Origin of the sequence: Streptomyces sp. NPDC056527 (assembly GCF_042794475.1) — a bacterium.
Taxonomy (GTDB): domain Bacteria; phylum Actinomycetota; class Actinomycetes; order Streptomycetales; family Streptomycetaceae; genus Streptomyces.
Map to the genome: position 1 here is coordinate 1 of NZ_JBHTTQ010000131.1, position 18,327 is coordinate 18,327.

18 protein-coding genes are annotated in these 18,327 nt (G+C 71.6%); 9 read left to right on the plus strand and 9 right to left on the minus strand.

Annotated elements, in window-relative coordinates:
- Positions 1–137: 137 nt before the first annotated feature.
- The 4 genes from ACFQ7Q_RS34300 to ACFQ7Q_RS34315 form a co-directional block, all read right to left on the minus strand.
- Entirely contained in the window at positions 138–1,292 is a 1,155-nt protein-coding gene (locus tag ACFQ7Q_RS34300; protein ID WP_383562115.1) for a diguanylate cyclase domain-containing protein, read from the minus strand.
- Positions 1,293–1,411: 119 nt separating this feature from the next.
- Complete coding sequence (locus ACFQ7Q_RS34305; protein ID WP_383562118.1) at positions 1,412–2,209, minus strand: enoyl-CoA hydratase/isomerase family protein; 798 nt, start codon at positions 2,207–2,209, stop codon at positions 1,412–1,414.
- 48 nt (positions 2,210–2,257) lie between these two features.
- Positions 2,258–3,400, minus strand: a complete 1,143-nt coding sequence (locus tag ACFQ7Q_RS34310) for an adenylate/guanylate cyclase domain-containing protein (protein WP_376432779.1) — start codon at positions 3,398–3,400, stop codon at positions 2,258–2,260.
- Between the two features lie 166 nt (positions 3,401–3,566).
- Positions 3,567–4,418, minus strand: coding sequence for a biotin--[acetyl-CoA-carboxylase] ligase (locus tag ACFQ7Q_RS34315; protein ID WP_383562120.1), 852 nt, complete (start codon positions 4,416–4,418; stop codon positions 3,567–3,569).
- Positions 4,419–4,551: 133 nt separating this feature from the next.
- Here ACFQ7Q_RS34315 and ACFQ7Q_RS34320 point away from each other — a divergent pair, with 133 nt between their 5' ends.
- Positions 4,552–6,144 (plus strand): acyl-CoA carboxylase subunit beta, encoded by a 1,593-nt coding sequence (locus ACFQ7Q_RS34320; protein ID WP_376432783.1) that lies wholly within the window; start codon positions 4,552–4,554, stop codon positions 6,142–6,144.
- A 9-nt stretch (positions 6,145–6,153) separates the two neighbouring features.
- On the plus strand, positions 6,154–6,366 hold the full coding sequence (locus ACFQ7Q_RS34325; RefSeq protein WP_361855072.1) for an acyl-CoA carboxylase subunit epsilon: 213 nt from the start codon (positions 6,154–6,156) through the stop codon (positions 6,364–6,366).
- 65 nt (positions 6,367–6,431) lie between these two features.
- Here ACFQ7Q_RS34325 and ACFQ7Q_RS34330 read toward each other — a convergent pair whose 3' ends face one another.
- Positions 6,432–7,679, minus strand: a complete 1,248-nt coding sequence (locus ACFQ7Q_RS34330) for an SGNH/GDSL hydrolase family protein (RefSeq protein ID WP_383562123.1) — start codon at positions 7,677–7,679, stop codon at positions 6,432–6,434.
- Between the two features lie 32 nt (positions 7,680–7,711).
- Positions 7,712–9,076 carry an MFS transporter gene (locus ACFQ7Q_RS34335; protein ID WP_383562125.1) on the minus strand — a complete coding sequence of 455 codons (1,365 nt, stop codon included), beginning with the start codon at positions 9,074–9,076 and terminating at the stop codon, positions 7,712–7,714.
- 70 nt (positions 9,077–9,146) lie between these two features.
- On the opposite strand from ACFQ7Q_RS34335, the gene ACFQ7Q_RS34340 reads away from it, so the two are divergent.
- From ACFQ7Q_RS34340 to ACFQ7Q_RS34350, 3 genes are all read left to right on the plus strand, one after another.
- Positions 9,147–9,782: a TetR/AcrR family transcriptional regulator gene (locus ACFQ7Q_RS34340; RefSeq protein ID WP_383562127.1), complete on the plus strand. Its 636-nt coding sequence runs from the start codon at positions 9,147–9,149 to the stop codon at positions 9,780–9,782.
- 75 nt (positions 9,783–9,857) lie between these two features.
- Positions 9,858–9,986, plus strand: coding sequence for a morphogenic membrane protein MmpB (gene mmpB, locus ACFQ7Q_RS34345; protein WP_362365552.1), 129 nt, complete (start codon positions 9,858–9,860; stop codon positions 9,984–9,986).
- Positions 9,987–10,005: 19 nt separating this feature from the next.
- The gene (locus tag ACFQ7Q_RS34350; RefSeq protein WP_383562129.1) at positions 10,006–10,611 is read left to right on the plus strand and encodes a nucleoside triphosphate pyrophosphatase; all 606 of its coding nucleotides are present in this window, start codon (positions 10,006–10,008) and stop codon (positions 10,609–10,611) included.
- A gap of 14 nt (positions 10,612–10,625) precedes the next feature.
- On the opposite strand, the gene ACFQ7Q_RS34355 is transcribed toward ACFQ7Q_RS34350, so the two are convergent.
- Positions 10,626–11,051 (minus strand): hypothetical protein, encoded by a 426-nt coding sequence (locus ACFQ7Q_RS34355; RefSeq protein ID WP_383562131.1) that lies wholly within the window; start codon positions 11,049–11,051, stop codon positions 10,626–10,628.
- A 363-nt stretch (positions 11,052–11,414) separates the two neighbouring features.
- Here ACFQ7Q_RS34355 and ACFQ7Q_RS34360 point away from each other — a divergent pair, with 363 nt between their 5' ends.
- Together ACFQ7Q_RS34360 and ACFQ7Q_RS34365 are read left to right on the plus strand one after the other, a co-directional pair.
- Positions 11,415–13,169 (plus strand): acetyl/propionyl/methylcrotonyl-CoA carboxylase subunit alpha, encoded by a 1,755-nt coding sequence (locus ACFQ7Q_RS34360; RefSeq protein WP_383562133.1) that lies wholly within the window; start codon positions 11,415–11,417, stop codon positions 13,167–13,169.
- 85 nt (positions 13,170–13,254) lie between these two features.
- Complete coding sequence (locus tag ACFQ7Q_RS34365) at positions 13,255–13,800, plus strand: TetR/AcrR family transcriptional regulator (protein WP_383562135.1); 546 nt, start codon at positions 13,255–13,257, stop codon at positions 13,798–13,800.
- Between the two features lie 255 nt (positions 13,801–14,055).
- Here the strand turns inward: ACFQ7Q_RS34365 and ACFQ7Q_RS34370 are convergent, their stop codons facing one another.
- Positions 14,056–14,976, minus strand: a complete 921-nt coding sequence (locus ACFQ7Q_RS34370; protein ID WP_383562141.1) for a DeoR/GlpR family DNA-binding transcription regulator — start codon at positions 14,974–14,976, stop codon at positions 14,056–14,058.
- Between the two features lie 202 nt (positions 14,977–15,178).
- Entirely contained in the window at positions 15,179–16,618 is a 1,440-nt protein-coding gene (locus tag ACFQ7Q_RS34375) for an NAD(P)H-quinone dehydrogenase (protein ID WP_383562137.1), read from the minus strand.
- Between the two features lie 196 nt (positions 16,619–16,814).
- On the opposite strand from ACFQ7Q_RS34375, the gene ACFQ7Q_RS34380 reads away from it, so the two are divergent.
- The gene (locus ACFQ7Q_RS34380) at positions 16,815–17,252 is read left to right on the plus strand and encodes a gamma-glutamylcyclotransferase (RefSeq protein ID WP_362365532.1); all 438 of its coding nucleotides are present in this window, start codon (positions 16,815–16,817) and stop codon (positions 17,250–17,252) included.
- Between the two features lie 229 nt (positions 17,253–17,481).
- On the plus strand, positions 17,482–18,285 hold the full coding sequence (locus tag ACFQ7Q_RS34385; protein ID WP_383562139.1) for a purine-nucleoside phosphorylase: 804 nt from the start codon (positions 17,482–17,484) through the stop codon (positions 18,283–18,285).
- The last annotated feature ends 42 nt before the right edge of the window (positions 18,286–18,327 follow it).

Here is an 18,327-nt window from a genome sequence, read left to right on the forward strand (position 1 = left end):
GCCCCACGGGCCTCGCCTCCTCGCGGTTCAACCGGTCAAGGCCCGGGGCGAGTCGGCTCCTACCACGCGACGCGCCCTGTTCCGCCCACTCGGAGGCGAAACCCACTGCGCCGCCTGCGCCACGCCCGCCGGCGGGCTCAGCGCCCCGGAGGGCTGTCCGGCCCCCGGTCCTCCGGCGGGGCCGGCGGTGCGTCCCGGAAGCGCCTGCGGTCCCTTGCTCCCGGAGGGGCGTCCGCGAGGGGGATGACCGTGCCGTCGCGGCCCGCCACGACAGGTTTCGCCGAGCGGGCCGCCTTGGCCTGGTACTGGGCCGCGTCCGCCAGCCGGAAGAGGCGTCGGGCGGACTTGAGCGGGCCGATGGGGTCGCCCGTCGACGCCACTCCGCAGGCGACGCCCTCGCCGAGCTCCAGCTCCCCGGCCCGTACACACAGTTCGTCCGCGACCGCCACCACCTCGTCCGACGTCGGGCCCACCGAGAGCAGGCAGAACTCGTCGCCGCCGAGGCGCGCCGACAGGGCGCCGGGGAGCATCGCGCCGCACCGGGAGAGCACGGAACCGAACCGTTCCAGCAGGCGGTCGCCCACGGCGTGACCATGGGTGTCGTTCACGCGCTTCAGCCCGTTCAGGTCGCAGACCACCAGGCTCACGACGGAGCCGTCCGTCCGGTAGCGCTCGATCGCCTCGTCGAGCCGGGTGTCGACGGCGCGGCGGTTGGCGAGGCCGGTCAGCGGGTCGGTGAAGGCCAGCTTCCGCACCTCCTCCAGCCGCTCCGTCTGGGCGATGCCCGCCGCCACGACGGCCGCGAGCACCGCCGCGAAGTCGGCGTCGCCGCGGTCGAAGACCGCCGCCCCTGCGGGGCGCGCCACGTACAGCTCGCCCCAGGCCCGGCCGTGCAGCACGATCGGCGCGACCACGCAGCAGCCGCGTCCGCGTCTGCGCAGCCCGGTGACACGGCCGGTCGGGACGCGGTCGCCGGCGGTCTCCACCCAGGCGTCCGGCTCGCCGCCGCCCGCCCACTGGGCATGCAGGAACTCGGTGATCTCCGGGAACTGGTGGACGGGGTAGGTCTCGGCGTCGGGGAACTCCTCCTCCCCGACGGCGCGCTCCCCGGCGTTCACCAGCACCTTCAGCCGGCCGCGGTCCCGCTCCCAGACGGACAGTGCGGCGAAGTGCCCGCCGAGCGCGTCGCGGGCGCCCAGCGCCGCCGCCCGCCAGAACTCGCGCGGGGTGTGCGCAGCCGCCATCGCCTGCGCCAGCGCCACCACGGCCCGCAGCCGCACGTCCTCTCCCATTCCTCCAGCTTAGGGACGTTTCTTCTGTTTTTACTGGTGAGGCGTCACAGAAAGTTACATTACGAACATTTGCGACACTTTCCACCCGTTCGGCGGTTACTCACACGGCTCGTGACCGATCACTCACCCGGCCACGCGGGCTTCCGCTTCTCATTGAACGCCGCCACGCCCTCCGCGCGGTCCCCCGAGAACGCGACGGACCGCCAGGCCGCGTCCTCGACCTCCAGGCCGGCCCGCAGATCGAGGCCCTGCCCGAGCCGCATCGCGCGCTTCGCGGCGCGCAGCCCGACCGGGGAGTTGGCCGCGATCCGCCCGGCCAGCTCCAGGGCGGCCGTACGCGCGTCCTCCTCCAGCAGGTCGACGAGCCCCAGCTCGCGGGCCTCGGCGGCCTCGACGCGGCGCGCGGTGAAGACCAGCTCGGCCGCGCGGGCCGCGCCCACCCGGCGCGGGAGGAGCTGCGTGCCGCCGCCGCCGGGGATCACGCCCACGGACACCTCGGGCAGTCCGACCACGGCCGTCGCGTCGGCCACGATCACATCGCAGGCGAGCGCCAGCTCGAAGCCGCCGCCGAGCGCGAAGCCGTGCACCGCGGCGACGGTCGGCATCGGCAGCTCCAGGACGCCGGTGTAGGCACCGCGGGCGGTCGGACGCTGACGGACCAGCTCGGCGTCGGTGAAGGAGTTGCGCTCCTTGAGGTCGGCGCCGACGCAGAAGGCCCGGTCGTTGGAGGAGCTCAGCACTGTCACCCGTACCGACGCGTCGTCGGCGAGCGCCGCGCACGCCGCGCCGATGGAGCGGGCCATCTCGGAGGAGACGGCGTTCATCGCCTTGGGCCGGTCGAGGACGAGCTCGGCGACGTGCTCGTGCCTACGGACGGCGACGAACTCACCAAAACGCTGCTCGGACTGCTCGGACATGACCGCACCCTCCCGGTTAACGCCTGTTAACGACTGTTCACCGGGATCCTAGGTGGGGCGGCGGGTCAGGTGCCAGGGCTCCACGACACCGAGACCGCGCACGGGCCGCTGCCACATCGGCTGGAGTGCGAAGCGGTACGTCGGGGGCTCCTCGCCCTCCTTCTCGGCGCGGGCCGCCTCCTCGGCCGCCTGCGTCTCCGAGACCGGCGCGTCGCCGGTCCGGGTCAGCTCCTCGGCGAGCGCGCCGTCGACCAGGACGGTGTCCTTGGGGGCTATCGAGGTGAGCCGGCTCGCGAGGTTCACCGTCGTGCCGAAGACGTCGCCCATCCGGGTCGTCACCGTGCCGAAGGCGATGCCGACCCGGAGCGCCGGCATGGTCTCGTCGTGGCTGAGCGTATCGATCAGCCGCAGCGCGATCTCGGCGGCCGTGCCGGCGTCGTCGGCCGCGTACAGGACCTCGTCGCCGAGGGTCTTGATGAGCCGGCCGCCGTGCGCGGCGACCAGGTCGGCGCAGGTCGTCTCGAAGGCCTCGACCAGCTCGCCGAGCTCTTCCTCCTCCAGGCGGCGGGTCAGCCGGGTGAAGCCGACCAGGTCCGCGAAGCCGACCGCGAGGCGCCGGTCGACCATCTCCTCGTCGTCGGCGGCCTGCACGAGCACCCGGCCGGTGGCGGCGGCGAGCTGGCGGCGCCAGACGTAGATCAGGAACTCCTCCAGCTCGGGCAGGAGCAGCTCGACCAGGGGGTACGTGACCTCGGTACGGGTCATGCCGGGCTCGGGGGGCTCGGTGAGGCCCTCCAGGAACGAGTCGATCTGCCACTCGGCCAGCCGGGCGGTCGTCTGCCCCGTGGACCGGGCGACCTGCACGGCCATCGGCTCGCTGAGCAGGCCGGCCTCGACGAGACCGGCGAGCCGGCGCAGGGCGAGGACGTCGGCCTCGGTCAGCGCCTTGGCCTGACCGATGTCGGCGAAGCCCATCGCGCGCCAGAAACGGGAGGCCAGCTCCATGGAGACGCCCGCGGTGCGGGCGGCCTGGAAGGGGGTGTAGCGGCGGTCGGCGCCGAGGATGAGCTGTTCGAGGCGGATGGCGAGCGGGTCGTCCGTCGGCTCGGCCGTGTGGTCGACCACATGGTGGGGGGTGGGGTACGCCGGTGGCTCGGCCTCGCCGCCGTTGTGCGCGTCGTCGACGGTCACCGGCCGCCTCCTGCCCGTTCCCTGCCCACTGCCCTGCCGATCTGTCGCCTGGATCGCGCTCCACGATACGACAGGTGTGTGCCAGCTCACGCCGTAACGTCCACCTCAACGTGTTTAGGGCGCCCGTTCCTCCATCGGCTGAACGGGCGCCCACGGCGCCGGGTGCTCAGTCCTCCGCGCGGAGGTGGACGATGTCGCCGGCCGAGACCGCCTCGGTGCCGCCGCCCTCCGTGGCCACCACCAGGCGGCCGTCGCCGTCCAGTGCCACGGCGTCGCCCTCCAGCATCCGCTCGCCCGGCAGGTCGGCCCGGACGCGGCGGCCGAGGGTCGCGCAGCCGGCGGAGTAGGCCTCCTGGAGGCCGGAGGCGGCGGGGTTGCCCTCCGCCCGCACCCATTCGCCGTACCAGTGCTCCAGGGACCGCAGGACGGAGCGCAGCAGGGTGTCCCGGTCGGTCGAGACCGCGTTCGCGAGGAGCAGGGAGCCGGCCGCCGGGACGGGCAGCTCGTCCTCACGCAGGGTGACATTGATGCCGAGCCCGACGACGATGGCGTCCTCGCCCGCCCGCTCGGCGAGGATGCCGCCGGTCTTCCGCTCCTCGCCGCCGATCGAAACCAGCAGGTCGTTCGGCCACTTGAGGGAAAGGTCCACCCCGGCGGACTTCGCGAGCCCGGTCGCGGCGGCGACTCCGGTGAGCAGCGGCAGCCAGCCCCACCGGTGCACGGGCACGGCGGGCTTGAGCAGGACCGAGAGGAAGAGCCCGGACCGGGCGGGCGCGATCCAGCTGCGGTCCAGGCGGCCGCGGCCCTCGGTCTGCTCCTCGGCGACGAGCACGGCCCCTTCGGGCAGCTCGTCGGCGCGGGCGGTCAGGTCGGAATTGGTGGAGCCGGTGGTGGTGACCACGTCGAGCGAGGTCCACAGGCCGTCGGGAAGCACGAGCGCACGGCGCAGCGAGGCGGCGTTGAGCGGGGGCCGGTCCAGGTCGGACCAGGGCCCTCCTGAGCCATGAGAGGACGTCATGCAAGCCAGACTAGGTGTGGCAAAGACCGCAGTGCCGAACCGTATCGGCGTCGATACCCTACGGATCAGTAGCCGAGCATTAGCCCATTCGTAGCCAACGAACCCCCGTGACCAGGCAGGGAGCCGCATCCCGATGTCCGAGTCGGTAGAGCCGCAAGAGATCGACATTCACACGACCGCGGGCAAGATCGCGGATCTGCAGCGCCGGATTGACGAGGCGACCCACGCCGGTTCCGAGCGTGCCGTGGAGAAGCAGCACGCGAAGGGCAAGCTGACCGCGCGGGAGCGCATCGAGCTGCTGCTCGACGAGGGCTCCTTCGTGGAGCTCGACGAGCTGGCCCGGCACCGGTCGACCAACTTCGGCCTGGAGAAGACCCGGCCCTACGGCGACGGCGTGGTCACCGGCTACGGCACCGTCGACGGGCGCCCGGTCGCCGTGTTCTCGCAGGACTTCACGGTCTTCGGCGGAGCCCTCGGCGAGGTCTTCGGCCAGAAGATCATGAAGGTGATGGACTTCGCCCTGAAGACCGGCTGCCCGGTCGTCGGCATCAACGACTCCGGTGGCGCCCGCATCCAGGAGGGCGTCATGGCCCTCGGCATGTACGGCGAGATCTTCCGCCGCAACACCCACGCCTCGGGCGTGATCCCGCAGATCTCCCTGGTCGTCGGCCCCTGCGCGGGCGGCGCGGTCTACTCCCCCGCGATCACCGACTTCACGGTGATGGTGGACCAGACCTCGCACATGTTCATCACCGGCCCGGACGTCATCAAGACGGTCACCGGCGAGGACGTCGGCTTCGAGGAGCTGGGCGGCGCCCGGACGCACAACACCACCTCGGGTGTCGCGCACCACATGGCGGGCGACGAGAAGGACGCGATCGAGTACGTCAAGTCCCTGCTGTCGTATCTGCCGTCGAACAACCTTTCCGAGCCGCCGGCCTTCCCCGAGGTCGCCGAGACGGAGGTGAACGACGAGGACCGCGAGCTGGACGTCCTGATCCCGGACTCCGCCAACCAGCCGTACGACATGCACACCGTCATCGAGCACATCGTCGACGACGGCGAGTTCCTGGAGACCCAGGCGCTGTTCGCTCCGAACATCCTGACCGGCTTCGGCCGGGTCGAGGGCTTCCCGGTCGGCATCGTCGCCAACCAGCCGATGCAGTTCGCCGGCTGCCTGGACATCAACGCCTCCGAGAAGGCCGCGCGCTTCGTCCGCACCTGCGACGCCTTCAACATCCCGGTGATCACCTTCGTCGACGTGCCGGGCTTCCTGCCGGGTGTGGACCAGGAGTACGGCGGCATCATCCGCCGGGGCGCCAAGCTGATCTACGCGTACGCCGAGGCGACGGTCCCGCTGATCACCGTCATCACGCGCAAGGCGTTCGGCGGCGCGTACGACGTCATGGGCTCCAAGCACCTGGGTGCCGACCTCAACCTCGCCTGGCCGACGGCGCAGATCGCGGTCATGGGCGCGCAGGGCGCGGTGAACATCCTGCACCGGCGCACCATCGCGGCGGCCGAGGACCAGGAGGCCGAGCGCGCCCGGCTCATCCAGGAGTACGAGGACACCCTCCTCAACCCGTACACGGCGGCCGAGCGGGGCTACATCGACGGCGTGATCATGCCGTCGGACACCCGCCCGCAGATCGTGAAGGGCCTGCGTCAGCTGCGGACGAAGCGGGAATCCCTGCCTCCGAAGAAGCACGGCAACATCCCCCTGTAAGGAGCCGCTGTGATCAAGGTCGTACGAGGAAACCCGACCCCGGAGGAGCTGGCCGCCGCACTGGCGGTGGTCCAGGCCCGGGCCGCGGCGACGGCGGCGGCGTCCGCGGCCGGCGGCGGCCCGGTGGTTCCCGAGGGCTGGTCGGATCCGTCACGGATCGCGCGCGAGGTACGGCACCGCCCGGGGCCGCGCTCCTGGGCGCGCTCCTACTGGCCGGCCTAGCCGGTCCACGCACCCCGAAAGGCCGGACCTCTTGTGCGGGAGGTCCGGCCTTCGCGCGTCCGGGGTCAGACGAGGGGTGCGATCGCCGCGGCCATCACGCGGTATCCGGCGTCGTTGGGGTGCAGCCGGTCCGCGTCCGCGTACGCCGGGTTCAGCGCCTTCGGGTCCTTCGGGTCGGCGAGGAGCCGAGCGAAGTCGACGACCGCGTCGAACTCGCCCGAGGTCCTGATCCAGTGGTCGACCTCGGCGCTGGTCCGTTCGGCGGTCGGTCCCCAGTGGCTGCTGCCCTTGAAGGGCAGCAGCGTCGAGCCGACGACCCGTACCCCACGGGCGTGTGCCGCGTCGATCAACTGACGGTAGGCGGCGATGAGTTCGGCCGAGGTGACGACAGGCGAGGGCTTGTAGGTGGGCTGGGGCACGGGCTTCAGCGCGACCTCGCTGAAGCCGATGTCGTTGACTCCCTGGAGCAGGGCGACGGTGGTGACTCCGGGCTGGTCGAGCGCGTCACGGCGGAACCGGGCGGTGGAGCGTTCGCCGTACCAGGCCGAGTCGTTGAGGACCAGGTTGCCGCCGATGCCGGCGTTCAGCACGGGTCGGTCGATCCGTTCGGCGAGCGCGTCGGAGTAGCGGCGGTTCGCGTTCGGGGTGGAGCCGAAGCCGTCGGTGATGGAGTCCCCGAAGAGGACCACTCCGCCCTTGCGCGGCGGGGTTCCGCCGCTGACCTCGACGCCGTCGAGGTAGTACCAGGACTGGCTTCGGGCGGTGAAGGCGCGCCCTTCGGTGTCGGCACGGTGGTCGCCCTCGGCGCGGTAGCTGTCGGCCCACGCCTGGGAGTGGAAGGTGGCGGGGCCGGTCGTTCCGGCGAGGTAGAGGGTGACGGTCACCGACTCCAGGCGCTCCAGGTCGAGCCGGGCCGGGTCGCTGCGCAGTTCGCCGTGGGCGGGGACGGAGACGGACCGTTCGCCGCCGAAGGTGAGGTGGCGTACCGAGCCGGTTTCGACGGCGGCGCCGGTCGCGGTGCGGGCGACGGTGGCGCCGGTGACGGTCAGGGGTGAGGTCCCGTAGGCGTTGCTGAGCCGGATCCTGACCCGTTCGCCGTCCTCGGTGACGCGGACGACCTGCCGGAGGGTCTGGCGCGAGAAGCCCTCCTGGGACCAGTTGGCGGTGAAGCCGGTGGCGGGGAGCTGGGGGGCTGCGCCCCAGGCGGCGTGCCACCGCGGGGCGGGCGCGGGGCGGGCGCCGGCGGCCTGGGTGCCGGAGAGCAGGGTGAGGCCGAGGGCGGCGGCGAGCAGTGGGGCGAGGAGCTTCTTCATGGCGGGTTCCCTTGCGGAGGCGTGCGGAGTGGTCAGGAGCGGCGCAGGAAGAGGCTCGTCGCGAGCGCTCCGGCGAGGACGATCGCGGCGTTGACGAGGACCGCGAGGCCGATGCCGTCGAGGACGGTGGTGGAGGTGAGCACGACGGCGCTCATGATCGGCGTGCCCATGGTGATGCCGATCTGCTGGGTCATGGTGGCGAGCCCGGTCGCCATCCCCTGCTCGGAGTCGGGCAGTCCGGAGGTCGCGGTGACCATGAAGCCGACGATGGCGAGCATGTTGCCGACGCCGCCGACGAAGGTGCCGGCGAGCAGCAGCCAGAGCAGGCTCCCGTCGTCGCCCAGGGCGTACAGGGAGAGGGTGGCCGCGGCCTGGACGAGCCCGCCGGCGACGAGGGCGGCCCGGGCGCCGTAGCGGCCGATGAAGCGCGAGGCGTACACCCCGCCGAGGACCGTGCCCGCGCCGAGGACGCCGAACGACAGACCGGCCGCGAGCGGTGAGAAGCCGAGGACGTCCTGGAGGTAGAGCGTCATCAGGAAGACCAGCGAGGTCTCGGTGACGAAGGCGACGAGCCCGGCGAGGTTGCCGAGGACGACGGTGCGGCGCGTGAGGATCCGTACGGGTACGAGGGGCGAGGCGGCCCGCCGCTCCACGAACCAGAAGGCGACCAGCAGCGCGACGCCGAGGGGGATTGCCAGGGGTTCGGTGGTGAGGCCGAGGACGAGGGCGAGGAGTCCGCCGGTGACGGTGATCGCGCCGGGGATGTCGAGGCGGGGGCGGACGGCGGGGCGGCTCTCCTTCAGGACGGCGGGCGCGACGAGCAGCACGGCGAGCGCGACCGGCACGTTGACGAAGAAGGCCCAGCGCCAGGAGAGCAGATCGGTCAGGACACCTCCGAGGACGGCGCCGGTGGTGAAGCCTGCCGACATGAGCGCGCCGTTGAGGCCGAGCGCCTTGGCGCGCAGGGGCCCCTCCGGGAAGGAGGACGTGAGCAGGGCCAGCCCGGCGGGGGTGACCGCGGCGGTGGCGAGGCCCTGGGCGACACGCGCGGCCATCAGCATCCCCGGATTCGTGGCGAGACCGCCGACGAGGGAGGAGGCGCCGAGGAGCGCCATGCCGGCGAGGAAGAGCCGGCGGCGGCCCACGATGTCGGCGACGCGCCCGAGGAGGAGGGTGAATCCGGCGGCGGCGAGGGCGAAGGCGGTGGCGATCCACTGGAGGTTGCCCAGGGTGAAGCCGAGTCCTTCGCCGATGACGGGCAGGGCGACGTTCAGGATCGAGAAGTCGACGGCCAGCATGAACTGGGCGACGAGGAGGACGAGGAGGACGAGTCGCATCCGTCCGTCCATGCGGTCGGTACGGACGTCGGTGTGGGACCCGAGAGCGGTGGCAACCATGGGCGAGACCTCTTAATGGGCTTACGGTTCCGTTAAGATGTCCCGCACCGTAGCAGACTCGAAGGCGTTAATGGAACAGGTGACCCGTTTGACTGAGAGCCAGCCGGCCGTGCCCGGCACCGTGCGCCCCGGGGGCCGTACCGCGAAGGTGCGCCGGGCCGTCCTCGACGCGACCGAGGACGCCCTGGCCGCGGCGGGCTTCCACGCGCTGAACATGGACCATGTCGCCGCGAACGCGGGGGTCGGCAAGACGACCGTCTACCGCCGCTGGGGCTCCCCCGTCGGCCTCGTCGCCGACCTGCTGCGCGACATGGCGGAGCAGTCCCTCCCGGCCTCCGACACCGGCAGCCTCGCGGGCGACCTGCGGGCCAACGCCGCGCTCGTCACCAAGACCCTCACCGACCCCCGTATGGGCGCCGTCTTCCGTGCGGTCATCGCCGCCGCGGCCTGCGACGAGGAGTGCGCCGAGGCGTTGAACGGCTTCTACCGCGCCCGCCTGGAGGAATGGGCCCCGGTCGTGAAGCGCGGCGCGGCCCGCGGCGAGATCCCCGCCGAGACGGACGGCCTCGAACTGCTGCGCGCGGTCTCGGCCCCGCTCTACTACCGCTTCATGATCACGCGCGAGCCGCTGGGCCCGGCGGACGCGGAGCGCGCGGTCCGGGCGGCGCTGTCGGCGGCCGGTGACGGAGTGTTCACCACGCCGTAATTAGTCCGTTGGCACCCCGGCGCCTGAGTACGGGTACTCAGGCGCCCAGGCCGTCCCACCAGCAGGATCGTGGTCATGCTGTGGTCCGACCCGAAGAACGAGCCGCCGGAGGAGATGCGCGACATGCAGGCCATGCTGCGTCGCGCGTCCATCCTGCTGGCCCTGGCGATGGTGGTGGCGATGTTCGTGGTCGGCCTCCACTGACACTGGCTACGCTTCCCCCATGACTGCTGATCGCCGCCGTGTCGTGCTCGCCTCCGCCTCGCCCGCCCGTCTCGCACTGCTGCGGCAGGCCGGACTCGCCCCCGAGGTCATCGTGAGCGGCGTCGACGAGGACAAGGTGCACGCACCGACCCCCGCCGAACTCGCCCTCGCGCTCGCCGAGGCCAAGGCCGCCCATGTGGCCGCACGCCCCGAGGCCTTCGGCGCCCTGGTCATCGGCTGCGACTCCGTCCTGGAGCTCGACAAGCAGGCCCTCGGCAAGCCGGCCGACGCCGAGGAGGCCACCGCGCGCTGGAAGGCGATGCGCGGACGGGTGGGCATCCTCCAGACGGGTCACTGCGTGTACGACACGGCGGCCAAGCGCTACGAGTCGGCGACCGCCTCGACCGTCGTCCGTTTCGGTGAGCCGACGGACGCCGAGATCGCCGCGTACGTGGCGAGCGGCGAACCGCTGCACGTGGCGGGCGCGTTCACGCTCGACGGCCGCTCGGCGCCGTTCATCGACGGCATCGACGGGGACCCGGGCAATGTGATCGGCCTGTCGCTGCCCCTGCTGCGCAACCTGCTCGCCAAGCTGGGGATCTCCATCACCGACCTGTGGACCTGACGGCCGCGCCGGTCCTACGCGGGCGCCGTCGCCTCGTCCAGGGCGTCGGCGCCCTTTCCGTACGCCACCAGCGTCAACACGACGAGGCCGAGCACGACGGTCATGAACGCGAAGGCGCCCCAGCCGATCAGACCGATCGTCACCGCGCCGAGCACGCCGTGCACGACGGCGCAGCCGATGAGCAGGCCCCGGCCGACACGCCCGGGGCGCTTGTCGCGTATACCGGCGACGAGGGCGACGGTGGCGCAGAGCGCGAGCAGCAGCCCGGAGACTATGCCGAGGGCCCACGTACCGGTCACCATGTGGTCCGGATCGAGGCCGTCGAGGGACATCGACTGGATCTCGACGAACCGTGCCATGACGGCGTTGAGCGCGACGATTGCCGGTGCCTCCAGGAAGAGCACCGCCGCCGTCACGAGAGCTATCGGTCTGCGGGCCACCTGGGCCACCCCCTGAAAACCGGTTGTTACCTGCAGTACGGATGACAGCGGGAAGGCTACTGCCGGGTAAACCTTCGGACAAGGGTCCGCGCGTACGGATGAGGCGGCAAAGAATCATTGCGCCATTCGTAGGGACTCCACAAAGAAACCCGATCCGCGACTGGTCCCTTGAACAGAGACCTGTGCCACACCTCGGAGCTACTGTGCCGTAGAGGAACCCTGCGTACCGTGGTACGACAAGGGATTTCACGACCCGAGCAAGCCTCGTATCACGCTCCGTGTGGGCAAGCTCACCACTGGGGACGGGTCGAAGTGCCGTGTCGGCAGTCCCTAAACTCAGCTTGTTTCAAGGAGGGAGCCATCGTGCGCAAGGTGCTCATCGCCAACCGTGGCGAAATCGCTGTCCGTGTCGCCCGTGCTTGCCGGGATGCCGGGATCGCCAGCGTAGCCGTCTACGCCGATCCGGACCGGGACGCTCTGCACGTCCGCGCGGCCGACGAGGCGTTCGCTCTGGGCGGTGACACCCCGGCCGCCAGCTATCTGGACATGGCCAAGGTGCTTCAGGCTGCAAAGGACTCGGGCGCGGACGCGATCCACCCCGGCTACGGGTTCCTTTCCGAGAACGCCGAGTTCGCCCAGGCCGTGATCGACGCCGGTCTGACCTGGATCGGCCCGCCGCCGCAGGCCATCCGTGACCTCGGCGACAAGGTGGCGGCCCGTCACATCGCCCAGCGTGCGGGCGCCCCGCTCGTCGCGGGCACGCCCGACCCGGTCTCCGGCGCCGACGAGGTCGTCGCCTTCGCCGAGGAGCACGGACTGCCGATCGCGATCAAGGCCGCCTTCGGTGGTGGCGGTCGCGGTCTGAAGGTCGCCCGCACCCTCGAAGAGGTGCCGGAGCTGTACGACTCCGCCGTCCGTGAGGCCGTCGCCGCCTTCGGCCGCGGCGAGTGCTTCGTCGAGCGCTACCTCGACAAGCCCCGGCACGTCGAGACCCAGTGCCTGGCCGACTCCCACGGCAACGTGGTCGTCGTCTCCACCCGTGACTGCTCGCTCCAGCGCCGCCACCAGAAGCTCGTCGAGGAGGCCCCCGCGCCGTTCCTCTCCAAGGCACAGAACGCCGAGCTGTACGCCGCTTCCAAGGCGATCCTGAAGGAGGCCGGCTACGTCGGCGCCGGCACGGTCGAGTTCCTGGTCGGCGTCGACGGCACGATCTCCTTCCTGGAGGTCAACACCCGTCTCCAGGTCGAGCACCCGGTCACCGAAGAGGTCACCGGCATCGACCTGGTCCGCGAGATGTTCCGGATCGCCGACGGCGAGGAGCTGGGCTACGACGACCCGGCCATAAGGGGTCACTCGTTCGAGTTCCGTATCAACGGTGAGGACCCGGGTCGCAACTTCCTGCCCGCGCCCGGCACCGTCACCACCTTCGACGCGCCGACCGGCCCCGGTGTCCGGCTGGACGCGGGCGTCGAGTCCGGCTCGGTCATCGGCCCGGCCTGGGACTCGCTCCTGGCCAAGCTGATCGTCACCGGCGCCACCCGCGAGCAGGCGCTCCAGCGCGCCGCCCGCGCCCTGGCCGAGTTCAAGGTGGAGGGCATGGCCACGGCCATCCCGTTCCACCAGGCGGTCGTCGTCGACCCGGCGTTCACCGCGGACCCGTTCCGTGTCCACACCCGGTGGATCGAGACCGAGTTCGTCAACGAGATCAAGCCGTTCGCCCCGGCGGGCTCCGAGGCCGAGGAGGACGAGTCGGGCCGCGAGACGATCGTCGTCGAGGTCGGCGGCAAGCGCCTGGAGGTCTCCCTCCCGTCCTCGCTCGGCATGTCCCTGGCCCGTACGGGTCTGGCCGCCGGCGCCAAGCCGAAGCGCCGTGCCGCGAAGAAGTCCGGCCCGACCGCCTCCGGCGACACCCTCGCCTCCCCGATGCAGGGCACCATCGTGAAGGTGGCCGTCGAGGAGGGCCAGGAGGTCAAGGAGGGCGACCTGATCGTCGTCCTGGAAGCCATGAAGATGGAGCAGCCGCTCAACGCGCACCGCTCCGGCACCATCAAGGGCCTGTCGGCGGAGGTCGGTGCGTCGATCACCTCCGGCGCCGCGATCTGCGAGATCAAGGACTGACGACCGACGGCAGAGGCCGTTTGTACGCTGGGAAGGGCCCGCAGGCACACCGCCTGCGGGCCCTTCGCCCAACCGAGGAGCCCCCATGCGCGCCGACGCGCGCCGCAACCACGAGCGGCTGCTGACCGAGGCCCGCGCAGCCTTCGCCGAGCACGGTACGGACGCCTCGCTGGAGGACGTCGCGCGTCGCGCGGGGGTCGGCATCGGCACGCTCTACCGGCACTTCCCCACCCGGGACGCGCTGGTGAACGCCGTCTTCCAGGAAGCCCTGGCCGCGCTGCTTCAGCGGGGCCGTGAACTCGCGGCGGCCGAGGAGCCGTGTCCGGCACTCGTGGAGTGGCTGCGCGCCCTGATCACGCATGCGGCTGAGTACCGGGGCTTCGCCCGGGCGCTCATGTCGGCGTCACGGGACGAGAGTTCGGCGCTCGCGCAGTGCAACGTGCCGCTGCGCGCGGCCGGCGAGATCCTGCTGGGCCGGGCCCGCGAGGCCGGCACGGTCCGTACCGATGTGTCGATCGGCGATCTGATGCAGCTCACCCACGCGATCGCGCTGGCGGCCGAACAGAACCCGGACGACGAGGAGTTGCCGGACCGGCTGCTGGCCCTGACCCTACGGGGCATGAAGAGCTGAGCCCGCGGGCGATCGGCTCACGCGCCCGATTGAGCCGAGGTGCACCGCCGGCCGCAGGCCACAGCGCCGGCGGAGCCGGAAGCCGCTGCCCGGACCTCGACGCCTGCGCCGGACGGACAGCCGGACCTCGACGCCCCGAACCCCGGACCTCGACGCCCGCGCCGGACGGACTGACCGGCCGGACCTCGACGCCTCGGACCTCAACCCCGTACCACGACGCATCGACGTCCGCGCTCGGTCCGCGGCGGTCCCGGCTCAGCGCCTGCGCATGTCCGCGACCCGGGCCGTCCGCTCCGGCTGAAGCACCTCGCTCGCCAAGGAGGCGGCGGCTCCGCGGAATTGGCCGGGTTGGTGCCGGGCGCGCTGACCGGGAAGCGGAACGTCACGGCGAGGGCGGCCGCCGCCCGGGGGGACGCTGTCCCCACCCGGTCCCGTCCCCGCCACCGCGATCTGGACGCCCTGGTCGGCCAGCGCCTGGAGCTCCGTGGCGGCCCGGTCGTCGTGCGCCGGCGGCTCGTCGGTGACGAGGCGGGTGATCACGTCCGTCGGCACCGTCTGGAACATGGTGTCGGTGCCGAGCTTGGTGTGATCGGCCAGCACCACGACCTCCGCCGCCGCCTGCACCAGCGCCCGGTCCACGCTCGCGGAGAGCATGTTGGACGTGGACAGGCCGCGCTCGGCGGTCAGACCGCTCCCGGAGAGGAAGGCGCGGGAGACCCGCAGCCCCTGGAGGGACTGCTCCGCCCCGCTGCCCACCAGCGCGTAGTTGGAGCCACGCAGCGTGCCGCCGGTCATGACGACCTCGACCCGGTTGGCATGGGCCAGCGCCTGGGCGACGAGCAGGGAGTTGGTGACCACCGTGAGGCCGGGCACGCGGGCGAGCCGGCGCGCCAGCTCCTGCGTGGTGGTCCCGGCGCCGACGACGATCGCCTCGCCCTCTTCGACGAGACTCGCGGCGACGTCGGCGATGGCCGTCTTCTCCGCGGTCGCGAGATGGGATTTCTGCGGGAAGCCGGACTCTCGGGTGAACCCGCCCGGGAGTACCGCACCGCCGTGCCGGCGGTCGAGGAGTCCTTCTGCCTCCAGCGCCCGCACGTCCCGCCGTACGGTCACTTCTGAGGTCTGGACGACGCGGGCGAGCTCACGGAGCGACACGGCTCCGTTGGCGCGCACCATTTCGAGGATCAACTGACGACGTTCTGCAGCGAACACGAAACCGACAGTAACGTGACCGGCAGATACTTTTCAGCACTATGCGCCGAATTGCAGAAGATGCGCACAGACGGGGCCCCCAAGTGGTATGGGAGGCCCCGTCGTTGATCGTTCCTTGTCCCGCCTTGCCGGGGGTTGTCCACATCTCCCCAGGCGGGACGGCGGGTCAGCCCTCGCCCGTCGCCTTTCGGGTGTGCAACTGCCGTGCCACTTCGGCGATCGAGCCCGACAGGGAGGGGTACACGGTGAAAGCGTTTGCGATCTGTTCGACCGTCAGATTGTTGTCGACCGCGATCGAGATCGGGTGGATCAGCTCGCTCGCCTTCGGGGCGACGACACAGCCGCCGACCACGATACCCGTGCCCGGACGGCAGAAGATCTTGACGAAACCGTCCCGGATGCCCTGCATCTTGGCGCGCGGGTTGCGCAGCAGCGGCAGCTTGACGACCCGGGCCTCGATCGTGCCCGCGTCCACGTCGGCCTGGGTGAAGCCGACGGTGGCGATCTCGGGATCGGTGAAGACGTTCGAGGAGACCGTCTTCAGGTTCAGCGGGGCCACCGCGTCGCCGAGGAAGTGGTACATCGCGATCCGGCCCTGCATCGCCGCCACGGAGGCGAGCGCGAAGACGCCGGTGACGTCACCGGCGGCGTACACGCCCGGCGCGGAGGTACGGGAGACCCGGTCGGTCCAGATGTGGCCCGAGTCCTTGAGCCTGACCCCGGCCTCCTCCAGACCCATGCCGGCCGAGTTCGGGATGGCGCCGACGGCCATGAGGCAGTGGGAGCCGGAGATGACCCGGCCGTCGGCCAGGGTGACCTCGACGCGGTCGCCGACGCGCTTGACCGACTCGGCGCGCGAGCGGGCCATGACGTTCATGCCGCGGCGGCGGAAGACGTCCTCCAGGACGGCGGCGGCGTCCGGGTCCTCGCCGGGCAGGACCCGGTCGCGGCTCGACACCAGGGTCACCCGCGAGCCGAGCGCCTGGTAGGCGCCGGCGAACTCGGCACCCGTCACACCCGAACCGACCACGATGAGCTCCTCGGGGAGCTCCTTGAGGTCGTAGACCTGGGTCCAGTTCAGGATCCGCTCGCCGTCGGGCTGGGCGTCGGGCAGCTCGCGCGGGTGGCCGCCGGTCGCGATCAGCACGGCGTCGGCGGTCAGCGCCTCCTCCGTGCCGTCGGCCGAGGTCACGATCACCTGGCGGGAACCGTCCACGGCCTGGCGGCCCGAGAGCCGGCCGCGGCCGCGCAGCACGCGGGCGCCGGCCCGGGTGACGGAGGCGGTGATGTCGTGGGACTGGGCGAGCGCGAGGCGCTTCACCCGTCGGTTGACCTTGCCGAGGTCGACACCGACGACGCGGGCGGCCTGCTCCACGTGCGGGGTGTCGTCGGCGACGATGATGCCCAGCTCCTCGTACGAGGAGTCGAAGGTGGTCATCACCTCGGCCGTCGCGATGAGGGTCTTCGAGGGGACGCAGTCGGTCAGGACGGACGCGCCGCCGAGGCCGTCGCAGTCGACGACGGTCACCTCCGCGCCGAGTTGGGCGCCCACCAGGGCAGCCTCGTATCCGCCGGGTCCGCCGCCGATGATCACGATCCGGGTCACAGGGATCTACGCCTCGCGCTCTCGTTCTGCCGGGGGGTCCCCCCGCTGGGGCTGCAGTGCGTACGCCATTGTCCCGCACGCTTCAAGTGCGTACCCCATTGTCCCGTACGCCGGGGGCGGTCTCTCGCCGGGGCCTCCATACGGCCCCCACCACGGACTTCCGCGTGCACCCTCTCCCTCCCGTACCCTCGACCCCATGTCGCTCTACGCCGCGTACGCCGGCAACCTCGACGCGCGGCTCATGACCCGCCGCGCCCCGCACTCCCCGCTGCGCGGCACCGGGTGGCTCAACGGCTGGCGGCTGACTTTCGGCGGCGAGCAGATGGGCTGGGAGGGCGCGCTGCCCACGATCGTCGAGGCGCCGCGTTCCCAGGTGTTCGTCGCGCTCTACGACATCGCGCCGATGGACGAGGACTCGATGGACCGCTGGGAGGGTGTCGGCCTCGACATCTACCGCCGGATGCGGGTCCGCGTACACACCCTGGACGGCGAGGAGCCGACCTGGCTGTACGTCCTGAACGCGTACGAGGGCGGGCTGCCTTCGGCGCGCTACCTCGGCGAGATCGCGGACGCGGCCGAGTCGGCGGGAGCGCCGCACGACTATGTGATGGAGCTGCGCAAGCGGCCTTGCTAGGGGCTGCCCGTGCCCCGTGAGCGGCCGGTCCCGGTTCATGGCGGTATCGGCCTGGCGGAAGCTTTGTGTGGCCTCCGCTACTCCATTCGTCGGAAACGACAAGACAACGATCGCATGTCCGTCAGCATCGTCATCTACGCGCGTAGGAATTCTCGGGCTACGCTTCTGCGCGTATGAAATCCGTCCGGGGCTCCTCCCTCGGACTCCCCTCCCCGAGGCGAGAGAGTCAGTGAACGCAACTGCCACCCCGTACGAGGCCGCCGAGGCCGCTGCCGCGCGTCTTCGCGAGCTGACCGGAATCGAGACCCACGACGTGGCCCTCGTCATGGGCTCCGGCTGGGCGCCGGCCGTCGACGCGCTCGGCGCTCCGGAGGCCGAGTTCCCCGTGACCGAGCTTCCCGGCTTCCCGCCGCCGGCCGTCGAGGGACACGGCGGCAAGGTCCGCTCGTACAAGATCGGCGCCAAGCACGTCCTGGTCTTCCTGGGCCGTACGCACTTCTACGAGGGCCGGGGCGTCGCCTCCGTCGCCCACGGTGTGCGCACCGCCGTCGCCGCCGGCTGCAAGACCGTCGTGCTGACCAACGGCTGTGGTGGTCTGCGCGAGGGCATGCGCCCCGGCCAGCCGGTCCTGATCAGCGACCACATCAACCTGACGGCCGCCTCCCCGATCGTCGGCGCGAACTTCGTGGACCTCACCGACCTGTACTCGCCGCGCCTGCGCGCGCTGTGCAAGGACGTCGACGAGACCCTCGAAGAGGGCGTCTACGTGCAGTTCCCCGGGCCGCACTACGAGACCCCGGCCGAGATCAACATGGTCCGCGTCATGGGCGGCGACCTGGTCGGCATGTCCACCGTCCTTGAGGCCATCGCGGCCCGCGAGGCGGGCGCCGAGGTCCTGGGCATCTCCCTGGTCACCAACCTGGCGGCCGGTCTCTCGGGCGAGCCGCTGAACCACGAGGAGGTCCTGCAGGCGGGACGCGACTCGGCGGCGCGGATGGGCGAGCTGCTGACGCGGGTCCTGGACCGGATCTGATCTCTCACCGGCGCCCCTCGCACCGCTCGGCCCCAGCGGGCC